This is a genomic window from Devosia subaequoris (assembly GCF_014197055.1).
Taxonomy (GTDB): domain Bacteria; phylum Pseudomonadota; class Alphaproteobacteria; order Rhizobiales; family Devosiaceae; genus Devosia; species Devosia subaequoris.
Genome location: NZ_JACIEW010000011.1, coordinates 34,969 through 61,122 on the forward strand (window position 1 = coordinate 34,969; position 26,154 = coordinate 61,122).

Here is a 26,154-nt window from a genome sequence, read left to right on the forward strand (position 1 = left end):
TCACGCAAGGAGAAGGGACACCAGCGTCTAGACCTGGTCCAACCCAAACATCAGATCTGCGATCAGATCGTCAGCTTCTTCGAGCCCCACGGAGAGCCGCAACAGGCCCGGGGTGACACCAGTTTCAAGACGCACTTCCTCGGTGAGGCGCTGATGCGTGGTGGTGCGCGGGTGGGTGATCAGCGATTTTGCATCGCCCAGATTGTTGGAAATCAGGATCACGGCCAGCGAATCCGCCAGCGCGAAGGCCCCGTCCTGCCCACCCTTGACGTCGAGCGCCAGAAGTGTCGAGCCGCGCTTCATCTGTTTTTTGGCCAGCTCGTATTGTGGGTGGTCGGGGTGATGAGGATAGATCACCCGGTTGACCTTGGGGTGGCTGGACAGGGCGTCCGCGATTTTTGCTGCGCTATTGGTCATCTGCTCGACGCGCAAGGCGAAGGTTTCCAGCCCCTTCGTCAACACCCAGGCATTGAAGGGCGAGAGTGTCGCGCCGGTGTGGCGCAGAAAGGTATGCAAATCGCCTTCGATGATTTCCTTGGAGCCCAGCACAATGCCACCCATGACACGGCCCTGGCCGTCGATATGCTTGGTGGCCGAATAGGTGACGATGTCGGCGCCCAGCTCGAGCGGCTTCTGGTAGAGCGCGGTGGCGAACACATTGTCGACAATCAGCTTGGCGCCATGGGCATGGGCGATCTCGGCGACCGCTCTGATGTCGACCAGTTCCAGCGTAGGATTGGTCGGAGTTTCGATGAACACCAGCCTGGTGTTGGGCTGCATGGCCTTGGCAAAGTTCCCGGGGTCGCGTCCATCGACAAGAGTCGAGGCGACGCCAAAGCGCGGGGCAAAGTCCTCCACCACATAGCGACAACCGCCGAACAGAGCCTGAGAAGCGACGATATGGTCCCCTGTCCTGACCTGACTCATTACTGCATTGGTCACCGCCGACATGCCGGTGGCAAAACACCGAGCCGCCTCGGCGCCCTCGATCAGGGCCATGCGGTCCTGGAACATGTCGTAGTTGGGATTGGCAAAGCGCGAATAATTGTGCCCGCCTGGCACCTTGCCCTGAAACAGCAGCTCGGCATGTTCAGACGAGGGATAGGCATAACCCGAATTGAGAAACAGAGCCTCGCTGGTCTCATGGAACTGGCTTCGCTTGCCGCCGCCATGCACCATCTGAGTGGCGGCCGACAGTTTTTTCGGATCGCGGAGCGGGTTGTTCTGTTTGGACATGGTCAGCGCTTTCAAAACAAAAAACCGGCTCGCAAATGGCGGCCGGTTCCAACGGTCTTTAGCTATTTGTTTTAAGTGGCTGCAAGCGACCGGCCAAATCACCACTGGGCTGTGATGTAAGGCCAATTGACAGTTGGCGTCAATCGCCGAGGTTGCTAGGGAGAAGCAGTCGCAAGGGGAAGCAAGCATCATGGTCGAGACTTGGCCGAAAGGCGTCTTTCCGGCGCGCTTGATCGAGAAGCTGCATGCCGAAGGCGCAATCATCGCCTCACGGACGTTCGACACCGATCAGGTGCAGCCGGCCAGCCTGGACCTGCGACTGGGCAAGACCGCTTTCCGCGTGCGCTCCAGCTTCTTGCCGGGCCCCAGTCACTCGGTGGCCGAGCGCATCGAAGCACTCAAGCTGCATGAAATCGACCTCAGCAAGGGCGCCGTCCTGGAGCGCGGCTGCGTCTATCTTGTGCCGCTTGAGGAGAGCCTGGCGCTGCCCCCGGAGGTCAGCGCATCGGCCAACCCCAAAAGCTCGACCGGGCGGCTGGATGTGTTCACCCGCGTCATTGGTGACCGGGCGCGTGGCTTTGATCAATTGCCCGCCGGCTATACCGGCCCGCTTTATCTGGAAATCAGTCCACGTACCTTTCCCGTATTGGTGCGCGCTGGATCGCGTCTCAGCCAGATGCGGTTCCGCTGCGGCGATAGCCGCCTCAGCGTGGCCGAGCACCAGGCACTGCACGCCTCAGACACGCTGGTAATAGGCGGTGACGTGCCGGTGGGGGAGGGAATTGCCCTTTCCATCGACCTCAGGGGCCAGGGGCGCGACGGGCTGATTGGCTTTCGGTCCAAACGGCATACCGCCGTGGTCGACGTCGACAGGAAAGCAACGCTGGACGTGCGCGATTTCTGGGATCCGCTCTATGCGCATGGGCAGAGCGAGCTGATCCTTGACCCGGATGAATTCTACATTCTGGTAAGTCTCGAAGCAGTGCATGTTCCGCCGACCCATGCAGCCGAGATGGTGCCTTTCGATCCGCTCGTAGGCGAGTTTCGCGTGCATTATGCGGGATTTTTTGACCCCGGCTTTGGACATTCTGCTGCGGGCGGCACGGGCAGCCGCGCCGTGCTGGAAGTGCGCAGCCGCGAGGTGCCGTTTCTGCTCGGCCATGGGCAGACCATCGGTCGGTTGATCTATGAAGCGTTGGCTGAACAACCTGACCGACTCTATGGCACGGATCTGGGCTCAAACTATCAGGCGCAGACGCTCAAACTGTCCAAACACTTCAAAGCATTTGACGGCTAAAGCCGGCGCACCCTCAAGGCGCACCGGCTTCTAAGGACTCGGCGGAGGAACGGGGCCGGGTCTTGTTCTATGCCGCGCTGGCTGTCGCACCCGGGGCCGCCTTGGCTCCTGTCATGAAAGCGACTGCGTCGGACATCGTGTAATCCTTGGGGTCGATGACACAGAGGCGCTGACCCAGCCGATGCACGTGAATGCGATCGGCCACTTCGAAGACATGGGGCATGTTGTGGCTGATCAGGATGATCGGAATGCCGCGCGCCCGAACATCAAGAATGAGGTCGAGCACACGTCGGGACTCCTTCACACCCAGGGCTGCGGTCGGCTCATCGAGGATGATGACCTTTGAGCCAAACGCAGCAGCCCGGGCCACGGCGACACCCTGGCGCTGGCCACCAGAAAGTGTCTCCACCGCCTGATTGATATTCTGAATTGTCATCAAACCCAGATCCGACAGTTTCTCGCGGGCGATGCGCTCCATGGCAGGGCGATCGAGCTGTCTCAGGACCTTGCCCATGAAACCGGATTTACGGATTTCCCGCCCCATGAACATGTTGTCAGCGATCGACAGCGCGGGCGACATGGCCAGTGTCTGATAGACCGTTTCCACACCCGCATGACGTGCGTCGATGGGGGAGGTGAAGTGGACCGGCTGCCCGTCGAGATAAATGTCGCCGCTGTCGACCTTGATGGCACCCGAGAGGGCCTTGATCAGGGAGGATTTGCCGGCACCGTTGTCGCCAATGACCGCGAGAATTTCACCGGGCATCAACTCGAAATCGCAGTTGTCGAGGGCGGTGACGCGGCCGTAGCGCTTACACAGATTTCTGGCGGAAAGAATGGGTTGCATCAGGCCGATACCTTTCTGATCCACTGGTCCACGGCAACGGCGCCGATGATGAGCACGCCGATGAGCAGATAAGTCCATTGCGCGTCGGCCCCCAGAAGCCGCAAGCCGAGCGAGAAGACGCCAACGATGAGGGCCCCGAAGAACATGCCCAGGATGGAACCGCGTCCACCGAAAAGGGAAATGCCGCCAATCACCACGGCGGTGATGGACTCAATATTGGAGAATTGGCCAGAGGTCGGCGAAACCGAGCCGATGCGCCCGATCAGGGCCCAACCGGCAAAGGCACAGATCAGGCCGGACAAAGCATAGACCGACATGAGAATGCGTTTGGTATTCACGCCCGAAAGTTCGGCAGCCTCCGGGTCATCGCCCACTGCATAGACATGGCGCCCCCAGGCGGTGTGGCGCAGGATATAGGCCAGCACCAGGACCAGCAGGATGAAGAAGATGACACCATAGGTGAATACAGCGCCACCCATGCTGATGGACTGACCGAAGAATTGGAGGAGGGGCGCGTTCGCCTCGATATCCTGGGCGCGAATGGTTTCATTGCCCGAATAGAGGAAATTGGAGGCCAGCGCGATCTGCCACATGCCAAGGGTAACGATGAAGGGCGGCAGCTTGATGCGCGCGACCAGCCAGCCATTGACGAAACCGATAAAGGTGCCGATGGCCAGTCCGCAGGCCACGGCCACTGCCGGTGGCAGGCCCATGCGAAAGGTGAACTGGCCCATAATGACCGAGCTCAGCACCATGATGGCGCCCACCGAAAGATCGATCCCAGCAGTGAGAATGACGAGCGACTGGGCCGCCCCGACAATGCCGACAATGGCAACCTGCTGCAGGATCAGCGTTAATGCAAAGGTCGAGAAGAACTTGGTGCCCAGCAGAGCGCCGAAGACGGCGACAGAGAGCACCAGTACGATAAGCGGGACCAGCGCGGGATTGGAATGCAGGGCATGCTGGATGCGCGACAGCGCGGTGTGCTGGTGCTCAAAACTGGCGATTGCTTCAGCACGATTGACGAGACCCCTGTCGGTCTCGGTCTGGTTCGACATGGGTATCCTCCCCGGTTCCCATTCGAGAGCAGAGGCGGATGACCACCTGCCCCTGCCCTCGCTATAGTGCGGATTGACGATCAGCCCCAGCAGAGGGCCTCACCCTCGGTCGTGTCGATGGACTCGACGCCCTCGACGGGCTCGTCGGTGACAAGTTTCACGCCAGTGTCGTAAAAGTCCTTACCCGGGGTCGGCTCGGGCTTGGTGCCATTGTCAGCCCATTCCTTGATGGCCTCAACGCCCAGCGCCGCCATCTGAAGCGGGTATTGCTGGGAAGTTGCGCCAATCACGCCGTCCTTGACATTGGCCACGCCTGGGCAGCCGCCATCGACGGACACGATCAGCACATCATTTTCGCGGCCGAAGGACTTGAGCGCTTCATAGGCGCCGGCGGCCGAGGGTTCATTGATTGTGTGAACCACATTGATGGTGGGATCCTTGACGAGCAGGTTTTCCATAGCCTCACGGCCACCTTCTTCGTTGCCGGCCGTCACGTCGTGGCCAACAATGCGCGGATCGGTTTCGTCGCCCCACTTGTTGGGATCGGCCAAATCGATGCCGAAGCCCTGCAGGAAACCCTGATTGCGCAAGACGTCCACAGTCGGCTGGCTGATGCCCAGATTGAGCAGGGCAATCCTGGCATTGGCCGCTTCCGCACCCAGCTTGCCGGCCGCCCATTTGCCGATCAGCTCGCCGGCCAGGAAATTGTCTGTGGCGAAGGTGGCGTCAGCCGCATCGATCGGGTTGAGCGGGGTGTCGAGCGCGATCACGAGCAGCCCTGCATCGCGCGCCTGCTGCACCGACTGCACGATGGCCGACGTATCAGACGCGGTCAGCAGAATGCCACTGGCCCCGTCGGCAATGCAGGTTTCGATCGCGGCGACCTGGGTCTCATGGTCCCCGTCGATACGGCCCGCGAAGGATTTGAGCGTAATGCCCAATTCGGCCGCCTTGGCCTCGGCGCCTTCCTTCATCTTGACGAAGAAGGGATTGGTGTCGGTCTTGGTGATGAGGCAAGCCGAAACGTCCTGCGCCATTACAGCGGGGGTCACGGCCGGAGACATGGCGGCAAGGCATATGGCCGTGCCGATAAGCAGCTTGTTCACGATTTTCTCTCCCTTTGCAGACCTGCTGCGAGCAGGCTCCTCCCCCTCGCAAATGTATGTCTGCTTGTCTTTTGACGCCCTCATGGTGGAGGGGAATCCTGGACCCGTCAATATATAAGTCTACTTTATTTACTTATTCGCTCCTGACCACCTTCCGCTTTACAGAAGGTGTCTCTATGGTGCCCGCCATGGGAGAGCCGATCATCAGAACCGTCAGTCGCGGCGTGAACCAGAGTGGGGTTCGCGACCACAATGTGCGACTGCTACTGACCCTGCTCCAGCGGCACGGGCCGATGGCGGGCAGCGATCTGGCGCGATTGGCAAATCTGTCCCCACAAACGGTTTCCATCATTCTGCGGGAACTTGAGAGCGAGGGGCTCTTGGCCCGCGGCACGCCCGTAAAAGGAAGAGTGGGCAAGCCCTCCATACCGATGCGCCTGGCAGAAGGCGGGGTGCTTTCGTTGGGTTGCAAAATCGGCAGGCGCAGCGCCGTGCTGCTGCTTGCCGATTTCCGCGGCACTGTGCGGCAAGAACTGCGGCTGACCTATGATTATCCTATGCCGGAAGCCATATTTGCGTTTCTGCGCCAGGGCATCGACACCATCTTGTCCCAATGCAGTCCCGAAGAGCGCTCACGCGTCTGTGGCATTGGCATCGGCACACCGTTTGAGCTGTGGAAATGGAGCGAACTGGTCGGCGCACCGGCGAAAGACTTCGCATCCTGGCGGCATGTAGATTATCAGGCCGAACTAGCCCGTTTCACCGACCTGCCGGTGCAAGTGGTCAACGACGCCACTGCCGGTTGCCAGGCCGAGCATATTTATGGGCGAGGAAAAGAGTTTCGGGATTACGCCTATTTCTTTATCGGCGCCTTCGTCGGGGGCGGGATTGTGCTCAACCATTCGGTCTATCAGGGCCATTTGGGTAACGCCGGCGCCTTGGGATCATTGCGCAGTTTTGGACCGCAGGGCGAGAGTCAGCAGCTGATTGATACGGCCTCGATCCACCTGCTTGAGGCGCGGTTGGTAGAACACGGACATGATCCGCGCGAACTTTGGACCCAGCCACAGGACTGGAGCGGCTTCGGCCGACTCGTCGACCCCTGGATCGGTCGAACGGCCCAGGAATTGGCGAAAGCGAGCCTGTCGGTTTGCGCCGTTATCGACTTTGAAGCCATTGTGATCGACGGCGCGTTTCCCGACGCGGTCAAACATGAGCTGGTGGAGCGCACCCGGCGCTATCTCATCAACCAGGACATGCGCGGACTTGTTGCACCACAGATCGAAGCGGGAGTCGTGGGGTTTAACGCCCGGGCCATTGGCGCGGCCACCAGCCCTCTGTTCGAGCGCTATTTTCTGAACGGCAATCTGCGATTGCGGGGATAAGGTACGTTCTGCCGCTATTAGCGCAGCCGTTGTCCATCATTGTCGAACACAAGAATATCTGCCGGATCAAACTTCGCCGCATAGCGGTCGCCGGTCTTGAGGGTGCGATTGTTGTCGGTAGCAATGGTGACGAGATCGGCGCCCTTGTCGCGGGCATATGCATAGGTCTCACCGCCCAGATGTTCGATGATCTCGACAATGACATCGAGATCAGCGATTCCCTCGGCCGAGAAGTGTTCCGGGCGGATTCCCACGGTAACTTCGGTGCCTTCGGCCAAGGTCACAGGAGACGGAATGATCTGGCCGGGAAAATCGGCAAGGCGGATGCCCCCTGGCTCGGCGATACCCCGGAAGAAATTCATCTTGGGCGAGCCGATGAAGCCAGCCACGAAAATATTGTTCGGGTCATCATAGAGTTGGAGTGGCGAGCCGACCTGCTCGATGCGGCCGTCGCGCAGGACTACAATCTTGTCAGCCAGGGTCATGGCTTCCACCTGATCGTGGGTCACATAAATGATGGTGGTTTTCAGCTCCTGGTGCAGCCGCGCCAGTTCGATGCGCATATGCACGCGCAGCTCAGCGTCGAGATTGGATAGCGGCTCGTCGAAAAGGAACACGTCGGGATGTCGCACAATGGCGCGGCCGATGGCGACGCGCTGACGCTGGCCGCCGGAGAGCTGGCCGGGGCGGCGGTCGAGCAGCGGCTCAAGCTCGAGAATGCGGGCCGCTTCGGCGACACGAGTTTCGATTTCAGCCTTGTTGGCGCCGGCAAATCTGAGGGCAAAACCCATGTTCTCGCGCACACTCATATGCGGATAGAGCGCATAGGTCTGGAACACCATGGCGATGCCGCGCTTGGACGGATCGACATCGTTCATGCGCTCCTCGCCGATGAACAGATCGCCGCCGGAAATCTGTTCGAGCCCGGCGATCATGCGCAGCAGTGTGGATTTGCCGCAGCCCGAAGGGCCGACGAACACCACGAATTCCTTGTCGGCAATGTCGAGATCGACGCCGCGGATCACCTCGACCGCACCGAAGGATTTTTTCACATTGGTCAGCTTCAAACCGGACATGGGATCTTCCTCAGCTCGCGGAAAGGATGGCTTCAGCGCGGCCAAGCCGTTCGCTGGTGACAGTGACGGTGATCGGACCGGCGCCAGTCGAGCGCAGCCAGAAGCCGGTTGAACCGGCGCGCAATGGCACAAGACCGGGCCCAATTCGCTCTGCCGCGCCAGAGACGCTGATGGATACCGGCTCGGGGAAGAAGGGGAGCGCCCTTCCGGACTGGTCGAGGGCGCGGACCATGACGCGGGTGGTGTCGCCCTCGGCACCGAGTTCGACGGTGTCGGGCACGACCTCAAGCGCGTGGGCAACCGGGTCAGAAACGAAGTCCACGGACTTGGCGGGTTTACCGTCAATAAAGCCGGTGATGGTGGCGTCTTCCCAGCTCATGCCCCACAGGCCCAGTTCTTCGTCGGTCAAGTGCTCGCGCTTGATGACCACAGGCGCGTGCGGAAGATGAGGGAAAGCTTCACGGTCGGGCTTGAAGCGCTTGGGCGGATTGTTGCCGTAGCGCAGTTCGACCTCGTCGCAATTGGTGAGGATGATCAGGGGCAGCACGCCGCCAATATTGCGTTCGCCACGAGCCCAGAAGGTCACGGGTTTCAGGATCACTTCGTCGGACGTGTCGCATTGGCTGGTATAGGCAAACGCGGCAAATTTGGGCTCGCGGAACATGTCCATGACGCCGTGATGGCAGATGCGATCGCCGGAGCCGAAATCCTTGTGCGTGTTGTAGTCGAAAGCGCACCAGCCAATGCAGCCTGCAATCTGCGGATCGCCATAAGCGGCGTTGAGCACTTCAAGATGGCGCAGCACGTGTTCGGCCTGGCGTTGTTCCTGATCCCAGCTCTTGGTCGGGTACATGTGCCCGCCATACTCAGTGATCATATAGGGCACGACGCGGTCGAGACCGGTGACCTCCCGTTGCGGCCGAAGCGGGGTGCGCGGGCGATTACCGCCCCATTCTTCCTGGCCCAAGATGAAATCGTTCATGGTGTAAACGTCTTCGAGCATCTCACTGTCGGTGATGTAGCGCACACCACCGGTGGCTCGCGTCGGGTCGAGTTCGCGAGCCAGCGCATTGGTGCGCACGTAGAAGTCGTGATCGTCGTGGCTCTCGTTAACGCGTACTCCCCAGATGACAATGGATGGGTGGTTCCAGTCGCGGGTGATCATGCGCCGCACGTTCTCGACGCTTTCGTCCTTCCAGCTTTCGCCGCCGATATGCTGCCAGCCCGGGATTTCCTCAAACACGAGCAGACCGAGTTCGTCGCAACGATCGAGGAAGTAATGAGACTGCGGGTAGTGTGAAGTGCGCACCATGTTGAGCTTGAGTTCGCGCTTCAATATCTCGGCGTCGCGTTCCTGCGCTGATTTGCCCAGCGCATAGCCGACATAGGGGAAGGACTGGTGACGGTTGAGGCCGCGCAGTTTGAGCGCCTTGCCGTTGAGTTTGAATCCCTCCGTAGTGAACTCGGCAGTGCGGAAGCCGAAGCGAAACGTCGCCTGGTCCTGGCCGGCGGCCGTGTCGAGCGTGAGCGCCAACGTGTAGAGCACGGGATTGGAAATATCCCACAGCGCAATGCCCGAAAGACCATCAAAGCTCAGCTCGAGTGTGGAGCCGGTGATGGCGGCATTGGTGGTGGCAATGGTCTTGCCCTCGGTGTCGAGTAGCGTCGCCACCAGCGTGCCGAAAAGCGGCAGGTCCTGCGGATTAACGAGGTCGATGCGGGCGCGCACTGACTTGCTGTCAGCCAGCGCGTCGGGGGTCTCGATCTTGGCGTTGCTCACAAAAACCGGGGCGGTTACCCGCAACCAGGCTTCGCGATAAAGGCCAGCATAGGTGAGGTAGTCGATCTGCCCGCCAAAGGGCGGGATTTCCGGATTTTCACTGCCGTCTATGGTGACAGACAGTACGTTCTCGCCGTCAAGGAGCTTTCCGGTTAACCGGGCTTCGAAGGGGGTGTAGCCATCCTTGTGCGCCGCGATTTCTTCGCCGTTCAGGCTGACCACAGCATTTGCCATGGCACCATCGAACACGACCGAGACCTCCCTGCCCTGCCAGGCAGGATCGGCGGCGAAGCGTTTTTCGTAAGTGAAAACGCGCTGATAGGCCTTCTCATCAAAATAGGAGAAGGGCAGCTCCACCGCAGTGTGCGGCAGACGGACACTGTCCGTGCCTTCGAACAGCCAGCCGGAATTGAAATCGATCAGGGGACGCATGAAATACTCTATTTGACGGCGCCCAGCATGCCTTCGACGAAGCGGCGCTGGAGCAGGAAGAAGATGACGAGGGTGGGCAAAGTCGCGACAATCGCACCAACCATGACCAGGCCGAAATCAGGGGTGTAGCCGGCGCTGAGCGCGGCCACCGCCAGGGTCAGGGTGAACATGTCGTTGGTCTGGAGCACGATCAGCGGCCAGAGATAATTGTTCCAGTGCATCATGAAGACGATGATGGTCGCCGCCGCATAGGTGGAGCGCATCACCGGCATGTAGACAAAGAGGAAAATCTGCCACTCCTTGAGCCCGTCGATACGCGCGGCATCGCGCAATTCATGCGGGAAGGCTTTGGTCGCCTGGCGGAAATAGAAGATGATGAATACCCAGGCCACGGTGGGCAGAATGATGGCCTGGTAGGTGTTGATAAATTTGAGGTTCGCCATCATCACGAAGAGCGGAATCATCAGCGCCGCGAAGGGAATGGACAGCATTAAAAGCAAGCCACCGAACAGCTTCTCGCGGAAGCGGGAGCGGAACATCTCGAAGCCATAGCCGGCGAGCGAGGAAACCAGCAGCGTGAGCGCCGTGCCAACTCCGGCAATAAAGAAGGAATTGAACAGTACCCTTGGCAGATCGACCGAGGTCAGGAACGTGCCGATATTGTCGAACAGCGCCGTGCCCGGCGTTGCCTTGCCCTTGATAATGTCGGGCGAGGTGTTGGTGGCGGCGATGGCCATCCAGATAAAGGGAAAGACCGAGATGAACGCGGCGATGCTGAGGGCCAGATAGGTCGCGAAGCGGCCGAGAAAGGCGAGTGGATTGCTCATGCGCGGCGATCCTTTGCGACCTGGAACTGCACAAAGCTGAGAATGGCCACCAGGATGACGATCACATAGGAAACCGTGGCGGCGTAGCCGAAACTGGGCATGAAGCGGAAACTGAGATTGTAGATGTACATCGACAGGGTGAGCGTCGAGTCCGAGGGACCGCCCTGGGTGAGCAGATTGGGCTCGTCGAAGAGCTGTAGCGTGCCGATGGTGGAAATCACGGCGGTAAATAGGATCACCGGCTTGAGCATGGGCACGGTGATGTACCAGAACCGGGCCCAGGTGGGGACGCCGTCGATGCGCGCCGCTTCGTAGATCGAGCGGTCGATGTTCTGCATGGCAGCGAGATAGAAGATCATGTTGTAGCCGGTCCAGCGCCAGGTGATCGCGGAGACGACCACGAATTTCGCCCAGAACGGATCGCCAAGCCAGGGGATCGGCGCATCGACGATGCTCAGGCCAAGCAGCACCTGATTGATCACGCCATCGCCGGCGAACATGGATTTGAAAATCACCGAATAGGCGACCAGCGAAGTCACGCAGGGCAGGAAGATCGCGGTGCGGAAGAAGCTGCGGCCCCAGAGCTTGCTGTCATTGAGAGCACTGGCAAAGAGCAGCGCCAGGACCAGCATGATCGGCACCTGGATCGCCAGGAAGACCAGGGTATTGGTTAGCGCACGTAGAAAGACGGGGTCCTGCGTCAGCCGGATGATATTGGCAAGGCCGCCGAAGCTGAAGGACATGCCGCGTCCGACCTGGAAGCTCATCCAGAGCGACCACAGGATCGGATAGATCATGAAGATACCGAGCAGAACCAATGCGGGCATGACAAACAGCCAGCCACTCACCTGCTCTTTTCGCGCCAAGCCAGATTGCGCCACGCAAACCCCCATCTGCTCTTGTCATGCATTCGCCGATGACCCCCGCCTTGCGGCGGAGGTCCCGGGGAGAGCCAGAGGGCGGAATCGCCCGTCCGGCGAACCGGTCTTACTGGGTCTGCTGACGGACCTGAGCGTCGATCGCGGAGACGATCTCGTCGATATTGCCGCCACTGGTGATCGCGGGAATCTGCGCGACGACCGCCGAGTCGGCTTCTTCGGTGAAGATGCCGTAATTGACCGCGGGGATCTCGGCGAGCCAGTTGGAGAAGTTCTGCCAGACGGGCTGGCCGCCGAAGAACTCGTCGCTGGCCTGGAAAGCCTCACCTTCACGGGCCGGCATGTACGTGCCCAGAGCACCCTGATTGATCAGGATTTCCTGATAGAAATCGACGTCGCTCCCCCAAACGCTCTTAAGGAAGTCGATGGCCAGCTCCTTCTGCGGCGCAGAAGACAGCACATACCAGCTCGAACCACCCAGGTTGGATGCGTTCACCGAGCTTTCAACATTCCCCATGCGCGGAACCGGCGCAACGCCCCACTGGCCGGACTGTTCCGGGTTGGCTTTGATGGTGGCAGTCATCCACACACCAGTCGGTGTGGCCAGGGTGTCACCGGAGGTGAAGCTGCCGGTATATTCGGTCCAACCAGACACCGTCTTGGAAATATCGGCAGCCAGGATGCGCTGGTAGGTCGCCAGCACCTCGTGGAATACCGGGTTATCGGCAATGGTGACATTACCCTCCGCATCGAAATACCAGGTGCCGGCCGATTGCATCATGATGCGGAACAGGTCCGATGCGTTCGGGTCGATCGGCAGCAGGGTTTCTCCGGTCTTTTCCTTTACGCCCTGGCCAATTTCGATGAGCTGGTCCCAAGTGATGTTTTCGAGATCGGCAGCCGTGTAGCCAGCTTCCTCAAGCGCGTCAGCGCGATAGAACAGACCGGTTACGCCGGAGTCGAAAGGCATCGAGTAGGTTTGGCCATCGACCGTGGACACTTCGACTTTATAGGGCGCGAAAGCCGAATAATCGATCTCGTCGGTCAGCGGCTCGAAAGCGCCGGGGAACGAGAGCAGGTATTTCTGCGCGCGATAGTCTTCGATCAGCACGATATCGGGCAGGCCTTCAGTCGTGCCAGAAGCAAGCTGGGTCTGCAGCTTCTGCTCCATGGCGGCCTTGTCGAAGATTTCGATGCGGATGGTGTCGTCAGGGTGTTCGGCCTGGTAGCGCGAGAACGCTTCTTCCATGGTGGCGCCATTGAAGTTCGGATCCCAGCACCAGACCAGGATTTCGGCTGCCGAGGCGGCCGTGACGCTGAACATGGATACGCTGGCGAGCGCGACGGCGATCGAGCGCTTCAGGCCCGTGGACATACGAGTCATTGAATTTCCTCCCAATTGGGTGTTTCCTCATCACCCAAAGAGCAGACTAATATGACTTCTGGTCGCTGCGCAAGAATTTCAGTAAATATTTACTGAGAGAAATTTACTACGCCCGCTCGTCGGGCAAAGCGCGGGTGCTGGCGCGCCAGACAATGCGCGATGCCAGACTGATCTGCTTGGCCAGTTCGCGCCCGCCGACCCGCTCAAGCAGCAATTCCACAGCGGCTTCGCCGATCTCCTCAGCTGGCAGATGCACCGTGGTGAGCGGCGGATTTAGAAATTGCGCAACCGAGATATCGTTGAAACTGGCCACCCCGATGTCGCCGGGGATTGAAAGACCCGCCTCGTGCACGGCACGATAAGTGCCGATGGCCATGGAGTCGTTGAAGGTGACAATGGCGTCGACTGATCGACGCTCGGCAAGAATTTCGCGGGTCAGACGATACCCGCCCTCCTCGGTGTTATCGCCGTTGCGAAACAGGCGGTCGTCGAACCAGCCTGCCGCCGTCATCCATTGAACGAAGGCCTGGGCGCGCCGGTCACTCCAGCCGATATAGGCCATGCGGCGATAGCCACGCTGGGCGAGCGCTGCGAGCAGCTTTTCCATAGCGGCGCGCAGATCGGCAGAGACGGAGTCGATCTGGTCATCATGGGGCACATGGTCGGCAAAAACGATCTGGCGGGAATGACGGGCCAGCCATTCGGTTTCTTCCTCGTCATGCCGACCAATCACGATGGTGCCCGAGGCATCCTGCAGCAGCTTGGCGTCTGGCCGCGCATCCGTGTGGTAAACTTTTACCGTTTCGATCTTGAGGGCCGCGCAGCGCCGCTCGATGCCCAGGCGCAGGGCGATATAGTAGGGATCGACCAGCTCGCGTTCGGGCGCCAGGAAATGGACCAGCGCCAGCTTGTTCAGACCCTGCTGAATGGCGCGATTGCGATTGCGGGGCGTGGCGTAGTTGAGGGCTTCGGCGGTCTCGATAATGGCCTGCCGCTTCCGGTTGGAAATCGACAGCGTGGAATCATAGTTGAGAACGCGCGACACGGTGGCGCTGGAGACGCCGACCGTCGCGGCGATTTCTTTGATCGTGACCATGGCCGGCACGCTATCGCCCGGCCTGTGACCGGGTCAATCTGTTTGCGCGGTCCGCTCAGGCAGAAAAACTGGCCTCCAGCAGGTCATCCCAATCAATGGCGCCGGGGCGCCCAAGCAAAAATCCCTGCGCTTCGGTGCAACCTTCCTTACGCAGCACCGTAAGTTGCTCGCGGGTTTCCACCCCTTCTGCAAGCACCGGCACTGAAAGGCTGTGGCCCAGGGCAAGAATGGCCCGCACAATAGCCTTGGACTGCTCATTGCTTTCCACTTCGCTCATGAAAGAGCGGTCGAGCTTGATCTTGTCGAAGGGGAAACTGCGCAGCGTATCGAGCGAAGAGTAGCCCGTTCCGAAATCGTCGATCGCGATGGACACGCCCATGGCCTTGATCTGGCGCAGACTGTGAAGTGCCCGCTGTTTATCGCCGATAATCGCGGTTTCTGTGACCTCCAATTCCAACCTATGGGGCGCAAGGCCAGTGGCGAGCAGAGTATTTCGGACGGTGTCGATGAGTTCGACCTGCGCCAGTTGTATGCCCGAGACATTGACCGCAATCTTGTAGGGCTCCGGCCAGGAAGCGGCCTCCTCACAGGCGCTCCTGAGCACCCAGAGACCGATGGCGTTGATGGCGCCGCACTCTTCGGCCACTGGGATAAACTCGGCCGGCGAAACATTGCCATGCCCGGGCCGGTTCCAGCGCAAGAGGACTTCGTAGCCAGTCGTATTGCCTGAATCGATGGACTTTTGCACCTGGTAGGCTAGGTAGAATTCACCCCGTTCTACCGCACACCATAGGTCGCGGGCCATATCGCGCCGATAGCGGGCATTCTCGTCCATGCCCTGCTCGTAATAGCAGATCGTGCGGTCAAATTCGGCCTTGGCACGATACATCGCCAGATCGGCATTGCTCAATAACTTGGAGAGATCGACTCCATCATCTGGAAAGACGGCCACGCCGATGCTGCCGCCGGGAGTTACAGTCAACCCGTCGCTTTCTACCCGACGGGTTAGTGCGTCCTCAATGCGCGAAAGGAACTCGCGAAGCGCGTCCATGCCAGAGAATATCTTGATCGCCGCAAACTCATCGCCACCTAGGCGCGCGACAACTTCACCCTCGCGCAGCAAGCTGTTGAATCGGCCAGCCAGCGTCTTGAGAACCAGATCTCCGGCGGCGTGGCCGTGGCTGTCATTGATTTCCTTGAAGTGATCGAGATCGATGGCGATGATAGCCAATTGCACACCGCTCTCCTTGGCCTTGTGCAGCGCCCAGTCGAAGGATTCATTGAAACGGGCTCGGTTAGGCAGGCCAGTCAAACCATCGTGGCGTGCCAGGTGAGCAATAGCGCGCTGCGAGCGATGACGCTCAGTGATGTCATCGATGGTTGTAACCCAGGAGCCATCGCCAACCGGACTGTGGCTGACTTGCAGTACCAGATCATCGTCGAAGTTGTGCACAATTTCGCCGCCGTCACGAGTCAGCGGCAGATGGCTGGCCAGGGCAGTCTCGACACGCTCATCGATGTCGGTGGGAATTTCGTCCGTGCCGATGATGGTGAGGCGGCAGATCTGAGCGAAAGTGGCACCATCAATATCGGCCGCCGGGTCAATACCGAGCAGGGTCGGGAAGCGATGATTGTATAGCTGCAGCCTACCATCTGAATCGAAAAGTCCGAGACCCTGCGCCATGTGGACCATCGCCAGTTCCAGGCGGCCCGAAAGTTCGTTGAGCCGGGTTGCGTCCCGCATCTGGCGCTCGCGTTCACGCTCCGTACGTCGCCGATCAGCCTCGTCCAGCATGGTGCTGCCCAAAGCCAGGGCGAGCAGCAGTACGGAAATGAACGCCAACGCGATCGACAGCCAGAACCCATCTATGCTGCCAGTGGCGGACAGGGGGAAGCAAAGCGAAAAATCGGCCGCGGCCATGGCCGTGAAATGCATGGCGCAGATTGCGCCGGTCAACAGAAACGCGCCGCCGAACAGGCCCCGCATCGAACGGCCCATGCCGGTGCGGAAGGCCAGGCCGCCCAGCGCGATGCCGGACAGGATCGAGACAGCGACCAGACCCGGATTCCATTGCAGATTGCCGCCCATGATCAGAGCCGCAATGCCGGCATAGTGCATCGATGAGATGGCCACACCGACGACCGCGCCGCCCAGCACACGGTCCCAGACATTGGTGCCGCGCACCGCCACGGCGATGCCGGCACCACACACCAGGATGGCAATGAGCATGGAAAGAACGGTCAGGCCCAGATCATAGTCCAGCGAGAAGCCCGGCCGAAAGGCGAGGACCGCGACGAAATGGGTCGCCCAGATGCCGAAGCCGACTGCTAGGGCGGCAACGCCGGTCCAGATGTTTCGCATGTGATCTTTGGATCTCTGCGCGTGGCGCAAAAGTCCAATACAGGCGTACGAGGAAATCAGGCAGATGCTCGCCGCCAGCAGAATCAATCCCGGCTCATGGGCCTTGAAGAAGAAATCGACGATCGGCACCGGATGACCTACGCAAATACACCTAGACTACCAACCTTCCTGCCCCAGAAGGCCTTACCGAAACGTCACCTCACACGCACATAGTCGCCCCGGCGATTCAAGTTCTGGGCATTTTCCGTGGTGACCTGTAGCATCCTGGCAAACCAGAAAAAGCATGCAGGCCAATGAGTACAAGCCTTTACCCAGCAGATTTTTACGCAGAGCGACGGCGGCATACGTTGCATGCGGCGCGGCGCATTCTGGGGCTGTTGCCGGCAGGGCTGCCACGTGGCCGAATTGCCGATATCGGCTGCGGGACAGGCACTTTTCTGGCGGCTGCCCTGGAGCTGGGGGCCGAGGCGCTCTTTGGAATCGAAGGGGACTGGGTCACCCAGGACATGCTGGATGAACAGCGCATCACCTTCACGCCGCGCGACCTGGAACAGGGTTTCGTCGGACCCAAAGTGGATCTGGCGATGAGCCTGGAAGTCGCCGAACATCTCTCGCCGGACCGGGCGTCCGGATTTGTCGCCGACCTATGCGCGATGGCGCCGGCAGTGCTGTTCAGCGCGGCCATTCCGGGTCAGGGCGGGGTGGGTCATGTCAATGAGCAATGGCCAAGCTATTGGGCCGGACTGTTCGCGCAACATGGTTTTGTGGCCCTTGACGTGCTCAGGCCCGAAATCTGGGCGGATGAGGCTATCCCGGCCTGGTACCGACAAAACGCAATCCTCTATCTGCGTCCGGAACTGGCCGAAGAATTGGGGCTGACACCCAGTGGAATAGCCCTGTTAGACCGGGTGCACCCGGCCTTTTGGGACCGTGCCAATCGTGAGCTGAAATACGCCAACGCGCTACCTGAATCCGAAGTGCTTCGTCGACAGGCGGAACAGCAACAGCAGCAATAGTCGTCAGCGTGCCGCCCATAGCAGGCCGCGCTTGAGAATGGTGCGGATCTGCGGGATCTCCAGTTCGTCAGCCGTGTGACCGAGGGAGGAGTAGAACACCCGCCCCTTGTCGTGCGTGGTGATAAAGACCACCGGCATGACCACATCCTTGCGCCAAGGATGGTGCTCGCCCGAGAACGTGGTGGTCGCCAACACGTCAACGGCGGGATCGTAATTGAGGTAGTATTGCTCGGAGGTGTGTTCGAAGCTCTCAATGCCCGCCATAATGGGGTGGTCGGAGCGGGTCACATCGACCTTGTAGGTCATGATGTTGCCCGGGTGCTGCACCCAATAGACACTGGCCGCATAGCGGAAGGGAACGCTGGCGCGGAACGTGGTGGCCAACCCCATATGATACCCGGCGAGGCCCGTGCCGGCGCGGATGGCGGCAATCAGGTTGTTCATCTTTTCGGGTGCCAGCGTGCCATCGGTGATGACCGGGACGATCAGGTCGTTGGCCCCCACATCGTCGGCGCCCAGCGTGTCGTAGTCCGGTGTAACCGTGACGGCGAAGCCTTCTTCTTCAAGCAATTGCCGCACCACATGGGCGCCGCGTTCAGGTGTGTGCAACTCCATGCCACCCCAGACCACGAGGGCTTTCTTCGTCATAGTCCCAATCCTACTGCTTGAGTGCGATGGACGCCCTTGGGCACGAAAATGAAGGCGTCGTCCTCGCCCATAAGTCTTGCTGCCAGGTGAACGACAGAGAGCCACATTTCGGTGCCCTGCAATCCCGGATCCTGGCCATCGGCGAAGGCGAAGCCTTCCTCATCTACCCAGCGTTGGCCGGCGCGCGCGATGGTGTCCCGAGCGATCTGTTCGGCTTCGGCGCGGCGATGATCGGTCTGGGCGAGGCAGAGCAGGAGCGGGTGGATGGTGTCGAGCAGATTGCAGGCCGTATAGGTCGACCCCGAGAACCCGCCATGCTGGCGATAGTTGAGCAGTACCGAGTCGATGGCTGCTTCGGGACGCGGCACCGCTACGCCGAACTGGGCATAGGTGCCACGCGTCAGCCGATAGAAACCGTTGACCGGCTGCAGCAGCCCTTGGTCAGGCGTGGGCGCACCCCAGAGACCGGAGGTGCGGTCCTGATGGAGGGCCAGCCAACCAAACAGCGTGTCCCTGGAATGGCCGGAGGTGAAATAGCGGGCGTTGAAATAGAGCGCAGTGCCGATGGCATCGACGGCCGCACCAGCGCCCCAAGCGCGGCTGCGCCAGGGCAGGCTTTCCAGCCATTGGCAAAGATCGGGGGCCGCCAACTCGACAGCCGAGATCGGGTATTGCGGCTGGCTGCCCAACACCTCCAGCGCATAGCCAACCGCAAGGACATTATAGAGCGCCAAGCCATCGTCGCGCATAGCCAGGCCCGGTTTGGGTGGCTGATAGGGGTCAGGGAAGAGTCCCGTTTGGGGTTCTTGCACCGCTAGCAAGCGGGCAATTGCAGCAGGAACGTCCAGCCCATCAGGGAGGCCGCCAAAGCCGGCGCCGATTTCGATGGCATCGCAGAGATGGCGAATGCTCTTGCGGCTCTCGCCATGGCTTTCGCGCGAGAGATAGTCACCCTCCACCATGTTGCGCTCGAGGATGGCCTGGTATTGCGCGGCGGCGCGGTCGCCCAGCGCCTGCAGCTGCGCGCGGGACTCGTCGCGTCGCCCACGGCCGCGGAACCGCAGCACCTTGGCCGGAACACCGCCGACGATGGCCATCTCCGGCACGTCCTTGCTGACCACTGCGCCCGCGGCAATCACCGCGCCCCGGCCAATAGTGACGCCATCGACCACCACGGCGTTGGCGCCAATCCAGACATCATCCCCGATGGTGATGCCAAGCGTCTCGTGCTTCTGGCGGTAGATCGGGGTATCGGGATCATCATAGCCGTGATTGAAGCCAACCAGCGACACGTGGCTGGCAATGCGCACCCCATCGCCACAGGTCACCTTGCCCGAGATCATGGCATGGGGATTGACCGTGCAATGGGCACCGAAGACGACCTCGCCACGCACCAGCGCGTGGCCGGCGATCCAGCTCTGCTCTCCCAGCACCAGCCTTGTGGTGAAAATGGCGGCATCGGCGGCGACATAGGCGGTGGAGTGGAACTGGGCCCCTGCCCGCTCGCCAAGCTCGGCCTGTCGTGCCCGGTGTTCGGCGCTATTGACGTCCTCGGAGGTGCGATCCCAGGTGAGATATTGCAGGCGTTGGTGCTGCCAGTCGTTCATCAGGCCAGACGCTCCAAAAGCTCCGGTGCTATCTCGTAGAGCATGGGCTCGCCGCGAACGAAGCGCTCAATCTCTTCCACCGCCATCAGGCCCAGACGCGCCCGCTCGGTGCCGATAGCTCCGGCAACATGGGGTGTGAGAAAGACATTGGGCAGGCTGAAGAAGGGCGAACTGGCCGGGGGCACTTCGGGGTCGGTCACGTCGATAACGGCATGAATGCGCCCGGTCTGCAACTCGGCCAACAGTGCCTCTTCTTCGACCAGCGCACCGCGCGCCGTATTGATGAACGCCGCTCCATCCTGCATCAACTTGAGCTGGCTCGACCCAATCATGCCCCTGGTGGAGGGCAGGGACGGCGCGTGCACCGAGACAACATCGGAACGGACCATGAGGGCGTCAAGATCGACCAGTTCGGCCTGCTGCGCGATCGGATCGTCGGGCTGCACGAAAGGATCGTAGAGCAACACGTTGAGGTCAAAACCGGCAAGCAGGGCTGCAACGCGGCGCCCGATGCGCGAGGCGCCGACCAGTCCCACGGTGCGACGGAAATTTCCTATGGGCTGGTCCATCAACCGATAGGCACTGCGGCGGGTGGGGTCGTTGCGATAAAGATCGCGCAATTCGAACACACGCTTATTGGCAAACAGAATCGCCGCCAAGGTGAACTCGGCCACCGGCACCGCATTGGCTTCCGCAGCATGGGTGACACGAATCCCCGACGCATAGGCGGTGGGATCAACCGTATATTTGACCGTGCCGGCGGCATGGGCAATCAGCTTGAGGCGCGGCGCGGCGCGTAATACATCGGGGGTCAGCATGGGGCAGCCCCAGCCGGTTACCAATACGTCGGCATCGGCCAGCAGCGCTTTGTCCTGCGGTGCGGAAAAGCCGGATAGCGGAGTGCGCGTGAGAATGTCACAGCTTCGCCCCAAGCGTTCCACGGTCTCGTCTTCGAAGACATGTGCGGTCTTTTGAGGGTTTAGCGCAAAGATGAGTTTTGGCCGCATCAGAACCGCTCCGGCACTAGTATCGCACTGACATCGATGCCCTCGCGTGCGAACAGGGCCTCAAGTGCGGCGAGGTCGGGGGCGTGGGGCGGGTTGGCCAGTGCCCCGTCCGCCTCTTCGCCAGCCGGCAGCGCCATGGCAGCGGTCGTCAAAACTGTCGTTCCGGCCGGAATTTCACCGCGCAACTGGGGTACGATAGTCTTGGAGGCAACAAGGTTGGTGTTGGGCAGCGCCCTGAAGGCCCGGCCTTCGCGCTGACCGCCAAGGTCGAGGATGGCACTGACATCGCTTGCCGAGCGCGCTTCGCCCCGGCCCGGCGCATCGACATAGGTGTCGGCATTGAGATCGGCGCGCGCGATGGCGAAGCCACCTTCTGTGCCATGCAAGGCGCGCGGCGTGGTGATGCGGTGGACGCGGATATGCCAGTGGTGGGCTGGCACCAGCCAGGTTTCGACCGTGACATCGCTCCAGGGCTTCCAGCGCGCAAACAGGCAGTTTTCCGCAACTTGGACTGTCTCATTGGTCTCACGCACCCGATAGTGGCGGCCGTCATCACTCAGCGCCAGGGCGCCATCGAAGGCCCCCTGGTGATAGCTGCGCTCATCGACCTCGACGGAAAAGCCGTAACGAGAGGAATAGGCGAATTTGGCGTATTTTTCCGTGCCATGCCGCATCTGCCAATTCTGCTGACCGCTCGAAAGGGCCACGACATTGCCGGGGGAGTGCTGCATGATCATGCCGGGATGCTTGAGCGGAACGGGCTTTGCGTCGAACCCGGCCGCTTCTTCCCTGGCCGTCCAGAACGGATGGTCCGCCGGCAAGGCCAGTGGCAGGAAGGCCTTGAGCGCCCAATAGGGCGAGCCGGCCGAATTATAGCTCTCGGACATGAAGAGGTTGGGATAGCCATAGCCGATGGAGAGCACACCATTGCCATGGGCTATGGGCTTCTCGGCCCACCAGCGCAGGTGGCGCAGGAAGTGTCCCTTGATCTTGCCCCAGGGCAGGGCCTCGAGGTCGGCGAAAGCCAGCGCGCCCCAGAAGCCGCCGCATGCGAAGCGATAGGTCAGGCTCCGGCCGAATGCCAAGGTGCCGCCGTCTTCATCGAACCAGTGCTGAATGTCCTTGGCAAACAGGGTCGCACGCTCTTGGTAGGCAGCAACGCGTTTTTCGTCGCCCCTAGCGAGCTTGGCATAGATCAGGCCGTAGAAGTGCATGGCGAAGGGGATGTAGTGGTCGATGCGCCGTACGTTGCCGTCGCGATACCAGCCGTCCCCAAGATAGAAGCCGTCCAGCTCTTCGAGATATTTTTCGGTCAGGGCGCGATCGAAGTCGACGCCGCATTCTTCCAGGCCCAGATCGACCAGGATGCGGAAGAACTTCCAGTTATTGTCGGCATAGTCGAACTGGCGAGCGTGCTTGAGATAGGCCGCCAGATTATCTTTTGCCGTTTGTGGCAGCGGCTCCCAGACAAGATGCGGCACCATGCGCATCGTAAAACCAATGGCCGCCAGTTCGACCATGCGCTGGTCGGTGGAATTGACCTGCCCCCAATATTCGGGGTGATCGGGGTCGGTGCCGTTGGCGAGACCCTGACGATAAAGCTCCCAATGCTCGAAATCGCCACCACCGGCGGCCAGCGGGGTCAGGCCCCAGAGCGGGCGGGCGAAACCTTCGAGATCGGCGGCAGCACGGTCGAAATGGGCCCCTGCCCCATCGAGCCGGACGCGGGCCCCGCCTTGTGAGAAATAGGGAAGCAGCGGATTAAAAAGATCGCGCAGGCCCTTTTCGACGTCAGCGCGGGAGTGGAGCGGATTGCCAAACAGCGGATTGGCGGTGGCCGGGTCATAGGTCATTTATGCGATAGCCCTTTGCGGCGCGTCATAGGCACCGGTCAGTTCAAGTGTTTCGGCAAAATGGCAGGCCGCCTGCTGGGCCGTACCGTTGACAGGACGCAGGGCCGGCTTTTCGCTGCGGCAGCGGTCCTGGGCATATTTGCAGCGGGTGTGGAACGGGCAGCCCTGCGGGCGATTGCCGAGAAAGGGAATTTCACCCTGGAGTTCGGCTCGCTGGCCCTTGCGCCGGGTCGGGTCGGCAATGGGCAGGGCCTCAAGCAGCACCTCAGTGTATGGATGGCGGGGACGCTCGAACAATGCTTCGGTCGGGGCGCTCTCAACCACATGACCGAGATACATCACCACTACGCGGTCAGCGATGTAGTTCACCACGCCCAGGTCGTGGCTGATGAAGATATAGGTCAGTCCGAAATCGGCCTTGAGGTCTTCGAGCAGGTTAAGGATCTGCGCCTGAATCGAGACATCGAGTGCCGAGACGGCTTCGTCGGCAATTACCAGCTTGGGATCGAGTATCAGGGCGCGGGCAATGCCGATGCGCTGACGCTGTCCGCCGGAAAAGGCGTGGGGGAACCGCTGCAACGCATCGCGCGGGATGCCGACCTTCTCGAGGGTCGAGATGACGCGCTGCTCCAGTTCGGCGCCGCGCGCAATCTTGTGGATGCGCAACGGCTCGGCAACGAGATCGAACACACGCAGATAGGGATTGAGCGAGGACATCGGATCCTGAAAGATCATGCGGATATCCTGCCGCCATGGCTTCAACTCGCGCTTCGGGAGGCTCGACAACTCAATGGTCTTGCCCGGCTCAGGCCTATAGCTGACACGGCCGCTGGTCGGATCGAGGGCCCGGACGATGCAGCGACCGAGCGTGGTCTTGCCGCACCCGCTCTCGCCTACGATGGCCAGAGTCTCGCCCTTCTCCACCTCGAGGTTGATATCGACCAGCGCATCGAGCGAAATGGTATCGCCAAACATGCCGGAACGCATGGTGAAGGTCTTGGTAAGGTTCTCAATTTCGAGCAAGGCGGTCATGTGCGATCTCCCTGGTAGGCATTGGGGGTGCCTTCAACCTGGGGCTGAATGAGGCCATCGACACGCGGCGCTTCCGGGTCGGTAAGGAGATGGCAACGTGCCCAATGGTTCTCGCTTGTACCGGTAGGTCCCGGGCGCACCGACGCGCACGGTTCGAACGCGTGCGGACAACGCGTGGTGAACGCGCACCCGCTGGGCCGGTTCTTCGGCGAAGGCACACTACCCTGAATGGGATTGAGGCGCTGCCGGTCGGCGTGACGGGTCATGCGCGGGATCGAACTCATCAGCGCGCGGGTGTAGGGGTGCTGTGGCGACTTGAAGACTTCGAAGACATCGCCCTGCTCCACGACGTCGCCGAGATACATGACCGCGACCTCGTCGGCGATCTCGGCAACTACGCCCAGATCGTGCGTGATGAACAGCATCGCCATGCCGAACTCATCGCGGAGAGAGCGCAAGAGATCGAGTATCTGAGCCTGCGTCGTCACATCGAGCGCGGTGGTCGGCTCATCGGCGATCAACAGATCCGGCTTGCAGGCCAATGCCATGGCGATCATGGCGCGCTGGCGAAGGCCGCCCGAGAGCTGGAACGGATAGGCATCTGCACGCTGGCGGGCGCCGGGGACACCTACCTGCTCAAGCAGCTCGATCGTGCGGGCGCGCGCGCCCTTCTTGTCCAGGTTCTCGTGCAACAGGATCATCTCGTCGATCTGCGCACCGATGGTGTGCACCGGCGACAATGAGCTCATCGGCTCCTGAAAGATCATCGAGATCTTGTTGCCGCGGATCGACCGCATGGCGGTGCTGTCCGGTTTCAACGTCGCGATGTCGGTTGTCTCGCCATCACCGGGCGAGAACAGGATGCGACCAGAGGGAATGCGGGCATTCTTGTCGAGCAGCCGCAGGATGGTACGGGCGGTGACGGATTTCCCGCAGCCGCTTTCTCCCACCAGGGCCAGCGTCTTGCCGCGCGTGAGGGTAAAGTCGACCTGGCGAACTGCCTCGATGTCGGCTTCGTCGGGGGACGAGAAGACGATACTGACGTCTTCCATCCGCAACAGGGTCTTGTCATTTGCCATATGGGTCTGCGGCGTCACGTAGGCCGTCTCCTAGAAAATTCATGGCAAGGATCGCCACCACGACGACCACGCCGGGTGCCAGAAGCCAGGGGGCGCTGGCGAGCGTACGGATGTTCTGTGCTTCCTGCAGCAGCGTCCCCCAGCTCACGATTGGCGCCTGGAGGCCGAGTCCGAGGAACGAAAGTGCCGTCTCCGCAAGGATCATGCCGGGAATGGCGAGCGTCGTTGCGGCGATGATGTGGCTCATGAAGCTGGGCACCATGTGCCGGACGATCACGCGATAGTCCGAGGCGCCATCAAGCTGGGCCGCGGTCACGAAATCCTCTGTCCTGAGGGCAAGGAAGCGACCGCGCACTACCCGTGCCAACTCTGTCCAGCCGAGAAGCGAAAGGATTACGGTGATGGCGAAGTAGTTCTGAAGCGCCGACCAGTCCTGCGGCAACGCTGCCGCCAGGCCCAGCCACAAGGGAATGGTCGGCAACGAGCGAATGAACTCGATCGTTCGCTGCACGGCTGAGTCGAACCATCCGCCATAATAGCCGGAAAAGCCGCCGATGATGACGCCGAAGATGAGGCTGAGCACAACACCGACAAGACCGATGGACAACGAAATTCTCGTGCCGTGTATCAAGCGGCTAAGCTGATCGCGGCCAAGCCGATCCGCGCCGATGACATAGAGAGGGGCCCGTGGCTCGATGGTGCCGAACAGCTTATGGGTCATCGGGATGATGCCAAACAGCATGTAAGGCTCGGATTCGACGAACAGACCGAGGGGGTGGCGCACTTCCTCATCGATGGTGAAGACGCGCCGCATCGCCTGAGGGTCAATCTCGGTCTTGTAGCCGTTGACGTATGGCCCCCACGTCCAGCTGCCGTCTTCTTCGACGAAGACGAACTCGATGCCCTGCGGCGGCGCGTAGGTGTAGCGCGGATTGTAGTCGCCCGGATCGAACGGCGCGAAGAACTCTGCCAGCAGTGCCACAATGTAGAACGCCACGACAATCCACAGGCTCACAAGAGCGAGTTGATGCTGCTTGAAGCGGCGCCAGGTCATCGCAAATTGGGACTCACGCCCGGATAGCGCGAAGTTGCCAGTCTTGGGCTGTGCCACCGGCTTGGTCAGGTTCTGGGTATCAATGGTCGCCATG

The 26,154-nt window shown here is 60.7% G+C and carries 21 protein-coding genes and 1 riboswitch; of the genes, 3 read left to right on the top strand and 18 right to left on the bottom strand.

Going from position 1 to position 26,154, the window contains the following annotated elements; translation table 11 throughout:
• Positions 1 to 27: 27 nt before the first annotated feature.
• Positions 28 to 1,236, bottom strand: coding sequence for an O-succinylhomoserine sulfhydrylase (gene metZ / locus GGR20_RS17095; protein WP_183312569.1), 1,209 nt, complete (start codon positions 1,234 to 1,236; stop codon positions 28 to 30).
• A 39-nt stretch (positions 1,237 to 1,275) separates the two neighbouring features.
• Positions 1,276 to 1,351: riboswitch (SAM riboswitch) on the bottom strand.
• A 75-nt stretch (positions 1,352 to 1,426) separates the two neighbouring features.
• Between metZ and GGR20_RS17100 the strand changes: the two genes are divergently transcribed.
• A complete protein-coding gene (locus GGR20_RS17100; RefSeq protein ID WP_183312570.1) occupies positions 1,427 to 2,533 on the top strand; it encodes a 2'-deoxycytidine 5'-triphosphate deaminase in 1,107 nt (368 codons plus the stop codon).
• 67 nt (positions 2,534 to 2,600) lie between these two features.
• Here GGR20_RS17100 and GGR20_RS17105 read toward each other — a convergent pair whose 3' ends face one another.
• The 3 genes from GGR20_RS17105 to GGR20_RS17115 form a co-directional block, all read right to left on the bottom strand.
• The gene (locus GGR20_RS17105; protein WP_183312571.1) at positions 2,601 to 3,380 is read right to left on the bottom strand and encodes an ATP-binding cassette domain-containing protein; all 780 of its coding nucleotides are present in this window, start codon (positions 3,378 to 3,380) and stop codon (positions 2,601 to 2,603) included.
• On the bottom strand, positions 3,380 to 4,438 hold the full coding sequence (locus tag GGR20_RS17110; RefSeq protein WP_183312572.1) for an ABC transporter permease: 1,059 nt from the start codon (positions 4,436 to 4,438) through the stop codon (positions 3,380 to 3,382). Before GGR20_RS17110 ends, GGR20_RS17105 begins: the two co-directional genes overlap by 1 nt.
• An 80-nt stretch (positions 4,439 to 4,518) precedes the next feature.
• On the bottom strand, positions 4,519 to 5,502 hold the full coding sequence (locus GGR20_RS17115; protein ID WP_183312602.1) for a sugar ABC transporter substrate-binding protein: 984 nt from the start codon (positions 5,500 to 5,502) through the stop codon (positions 4,519 to 4,521).
• A gap of 56 nt (positions 5,503 to 5,558) precedes the next feature.
• Here GGR20_RS17115 and GGR20_RS17120 point away from each other — a divergent pair, with 56 nt between their 5' ends.
• Positions 5,559 to 6,929, top strand: a complete 1,371-nt coding sequence (locus tag GGR20_RS17120) for an ROK family transcriptional regulator (protein ID WP_210283238.1) — start codon at positions 5,559 to 5,561, stop codon at positions 6,927 to 6,929.
• Between the two features lie 17 nt (positions 6,930 to 6,946).
• Here the strand turns inward: GGR20_RS17120 and GGR20_RS17125 are convergent, their stop codons facing one another.
• The 7 genes from GGR20_RS17125 to GGR20_RS17155 all read right to left on the bottom strand — a co-directional run bounded on the left by GGR20_RS17125 (position 6,947) and on the right by GGR20_RS17155 (position 16,764).
• A complete protein-coding gene (locus GGR20_RS17125) occupies positions 6,947 to 8,005 on the bottom strand; it encodes an ABC transporter ATP-binding protein (RefSeq protein ID WP_183312573.1) in 1,059 nt (352 codons plus the stop codon).
• Between the two features lie 10 nt (positions 8,006 to 8,015).
• A complete protein-coding gene (locus GGR20_RS17130) occupies positions 8,016 to 10,217 on the bottom strand; it encodes a glycoside hydrolase family 2 protein (protein ID WP_183312574.1) in 2,202 nt (733 codons plus the stop codon).
• 8 nt (positions 10,218 to 10,225) lie between these two features.
• A complete protein-coding gene (locus GGR20_RS17135; RefSeq protein WP_183312575.1) occupies positions 10,226 to 11,044 on the bottom strand; it encodes a carbohydrate ABC transporter permease in 819 nt (272 codons plus the stop codon).
• Positions 11,041 to 11,937, bottom strand: coding sequence for a carbohydrate ABC transporter permease (locus GGR20_RS17140; RefSeq protein ID WP_183312576.1), 897 nt, complete (start codon positions 11,935 to 11,937; stop codon positions 11,041 to 11,043). The genes GGR20_RS17135 and GGR20_RS17140 overlap by 4 nt, the downstream gene beginning before the upstream one ends.
• A gap of 94 nt (positions 11,938 to 12,031) precedes the next feature.
• Positions 12,032 to 13,306, bottom strand: coding sequence for an ABC transporter substrate-binding protein (locus tag GGR20_RS17145; protein WP_210283239.1), 1,275 nt, complete (start codon positions 13,304 to 13,306; stop codon positions 12,032 to 12,034).
• A 106-nt stretch (positions 13,307 to 13,412) separates the two neighbouring features.
• A complete protein-coding gene (locus GGR20_RS17150) occupies positions 13,413 to 14,402 on the bottom strand; it encodes a LacI family DNA-binding transcriptional regulator (RefSeq protein WP_183312577.1) in 990 nt (329 codons plus the stop codon).
• Positions 14,403 to 14,457: 55 nt separating this feature from the next.
• Positions 14,458 to 16,764, bottom strand: a complete 2,307-nt coding sequence (locus tag GGR20_RS17155) for an EAL domain-containing protein (RefSeq protein ID WP_183312578.1) — start codon at positions 16,762 to 16,764, stop codon at positions 14,458 to 14,460.
• A 293-nt stretch (positions 16,765 to 17,057) separates the two neighbouring features.
• Between GGR20_RS17155 and GGR20_RS17160 the strand changes: the two genes are divergently transcribed.
• Positions 17,058 to 17,780 (top strand): class I SAM-dependent methyltransferase, encoded by a 723-nt coding sequence (locus GGR20_RS17160; RefSeq protein ID WP_183312579.1) that lies wholly within the window; start codon positions 17,058 to 17,060, stop codon positions 17,778 to 17,780.
• Between the two features lie 3 nt (positions 17,781 to 17,783).
• On the opposite strand, the gene GGR20_RS17165 is transcribed toward GGR20_RS17160, so the two are convergent.
• The 7 genes from GGR20_RS17165 to GGR20_RS17195 are packed head-to-tail and all read right to left on the bottom strand — an operon-like array spanning position 17,784 to position 26,153.
• The gene (locus tag GGR20_RS17165; protein WP_183312580.1) at positions 17,784 to 18,428 is read right to left on the bottom strand and encodes a ThuA domain-containing protein; all 645 of its coding nucleotides are present in this window, start codon (positions 18,426 to 18,428) and stop codon (positions 17,784 to 17,786) included.
• Positions 18,425 to 20,035 carry an acyltransferase gene (locus GGR20_RS17170; RefSeq protein WP_183312581.1) on the bottom strand — a complete coding sequence of 537 codons (1,611 nt, stop codon included), beginning with the start codon at positions 20,033 to 20,035 and terminating at the stop codon, positions 18,425 to 18,427. The genes GGR20_RS17165 and GGR20_RS17170 overlap by 4 nt, the downstream gene beginning before the upstream one ends.
• Positions 20,035 to 21,045: a hydroxyacid dehydrogenase gene (locus tag GGR20_RS17175; RefSeq protein WP_183312605.1), complete on the bottom strand. Its 1,011-nt coding sequence runs from the start codon at positions 21,043 to 21,045 to the stop codon at positions 20,035 to 20,037. Before GGR20_RS17175 ends, GGR20_RS17170 begins: the two co-directional genes overlap by 1 nt.
• On the bottom strand, positions 21,042 to 22,895 hold the full coding sequence (locus GGR20_RS17180; RefSeq protein WP_183312582.1) for a DUF2264 domain-containing protein: 1,854 nt from the start codon (positions 22,893 to 22,895) through the stop codon (positions 21,042 to 21,044). Before GGR20_RS17180 ends, GGR20_RS17175 begins: the two co-directional genes overlap by 4 nt.
• Positions 22,896 to 23,927, bottom strand: coding sequence for an ABC transporter ATP-binding protein (locus GGR20_RS17185; RefSeq protein WP_183312583.1), 1,032 nt, complete (start codon positions 23,925 to 23,927; stop codon positions 22,896 to 22,898). It abuts the gene before it with no gap.
• Positions 23,924 to 25,024 carry an oligopeptide/dipeptide ABC transporter ATP-binding protein gene (locus tag GGR20_RS17190; RefSeq protein ID WP_253560321.1) on the bottom strand — a complete coding sequence of 367 codons (1,101 nt, stop codon included), beginning with the start codon at positions 25,022 to 25,024 and terminating at the stop codon, positions 23,924 to 23,926. Before GGR20_RS17190 ends, GGR20_RS17185 begins: the two co-directional genes overlap by 4 nt.
• A complete protein-coding gene (locus GGR20_RS17195) occupies positions 24,996 to 26,153 on the bottom strand; it encodes an ABC transporter permease (protein ID WP_183312584.1) in 1,158 nt (385 codons plus the stop codon). Before GGR20_RS17195 ends, GGR20_RS17190 begins: the two co-directional genes overlap by 29 nt.
• Position 26,154 lies beyond the last annotated feature (1 nt).

Coding starts and splice junctions, on each gene's coding strand:
- metZ (WP_183312569.1), bottom strand. CDS start 1,236: ATGTCCAAACAGAACAACCCGCTCCGCGATCCGAAAAAACTGTCGGCC.
- GGR20_RS17100 (WP_183312570.1), top strand. CDS start 1,427: ATGGTCGAGACTTGGCCGAAAGGCGTCTTTCCGGCGCGCTTGATCGAG.
- GGR20_RS17105 (WP_183312571.1), bottom strand. CDS start 3,380: ATGCAACCCATTCTTTCCGCCAGAAATCTGTGTAAGCGCTACGGCCGC.
- GGR20_RS17110 (WP_183312572.1), bottom strand. CDS start 4,438: ATGTCGAACCAGACCGAGACCGACAGGGGTCTCGTCAATCGTGCTGAA.
- GGR20_RS17115 (WP_183312602.1), bottom strand. CDS start 5,502: ATGTCTCCGGCCGTGACCCCCGCTGTAATGGCGCAGGACGTTTCGGCT.
- GGR20_RS17125 (WP_183312573.1), bottom strand. CDS start 8,005: ATGTCCGGTTTGAAGCTGACCAATGTGAAAAAATCCTTCGGTGCGGTC.
- GGR20_RS17130 (WP_183312574.1), bottom strand. CDS start 10,217: ATGCGTCCCCTGATCGATTTCAATTCCGGCTGGCTGTTCGAAGGCACG.
- GGR20_RS17135 (WP_183312575.1), bottom strand. CDS start 11,044: ATGAGCAATCCACTCGCCTTTCTCGGCCGCTTCGCGACCTATCTGGCC.
- GGR20_RS17140 (WP_183312576.1), bottom strand. CDS start 11,937: ATGGGGGTTTGCGTGGCGCAATCTGGCTTGGCGCGAAAAGAGCAGGTG.
- GGR20_RS17145 (WP_210283239.1), bottom strand. CDS start 13,306: ATGACTCGTATGTCCACGGGCCTGAAGCGCTCGATCGCCGTCGCGCTC.
- GGR20_RS17150 (WP_183312577.1), bottom strand. CDS start 14,402: ATGGTCACGATCAAAGAAATCGCCGCGACGGTCGGCGTCTCCAGCGCC.
- GGR20_RS17155 (WP_183312578.1), bottom strand. CDS start 16,764: ATGCGAAACATCTGGACCGGCGTTGCCGCCCTAGCAGTCGGCTTCGGC.
- GGR20_RS17160 (WP_183312579.1), top strand. CDS start 17,058: ATGAGTACAAGCCTTTACCCAGCAGATTTTTACGCAGAGCGACGGCGG.
- GGR20_RS17165 (WP_183312580.1), bottom strand. CDS start 18,428: ATGACGAAGAAAGCCCTCGTGGTCTGGGGTGGCATGGAGTTGCACACA.
- GGR20_RS17170 (WP_183312581.1), bottom strand. CDS start 20,035: ATGAACGACTGGCAGCACCAACGCCTGCAATATCTCACCTGGGATCGC.
- GGR20_RS17180 (WP_183312582.1), bottom strand. CDS start 22,895: ATGACCTATGACCCGGCCACCGCCAATCCGCTGTTTGGCAATCCGCTC.
- GGR20_RS17185 (WP_183312583.1), bottom strand. CDS start 23,927: ATGACCGCCTTGCTCGAAATTGAGAACCTTACCAAGACCTTCACCATG.
- GGR20_RS17195 (WP_183312584.1), bottom strand. CDS start 26,153: ATGGCGACCATTGATACCCAGAACCTGACCAAGCCGGTGGCACAGCCC.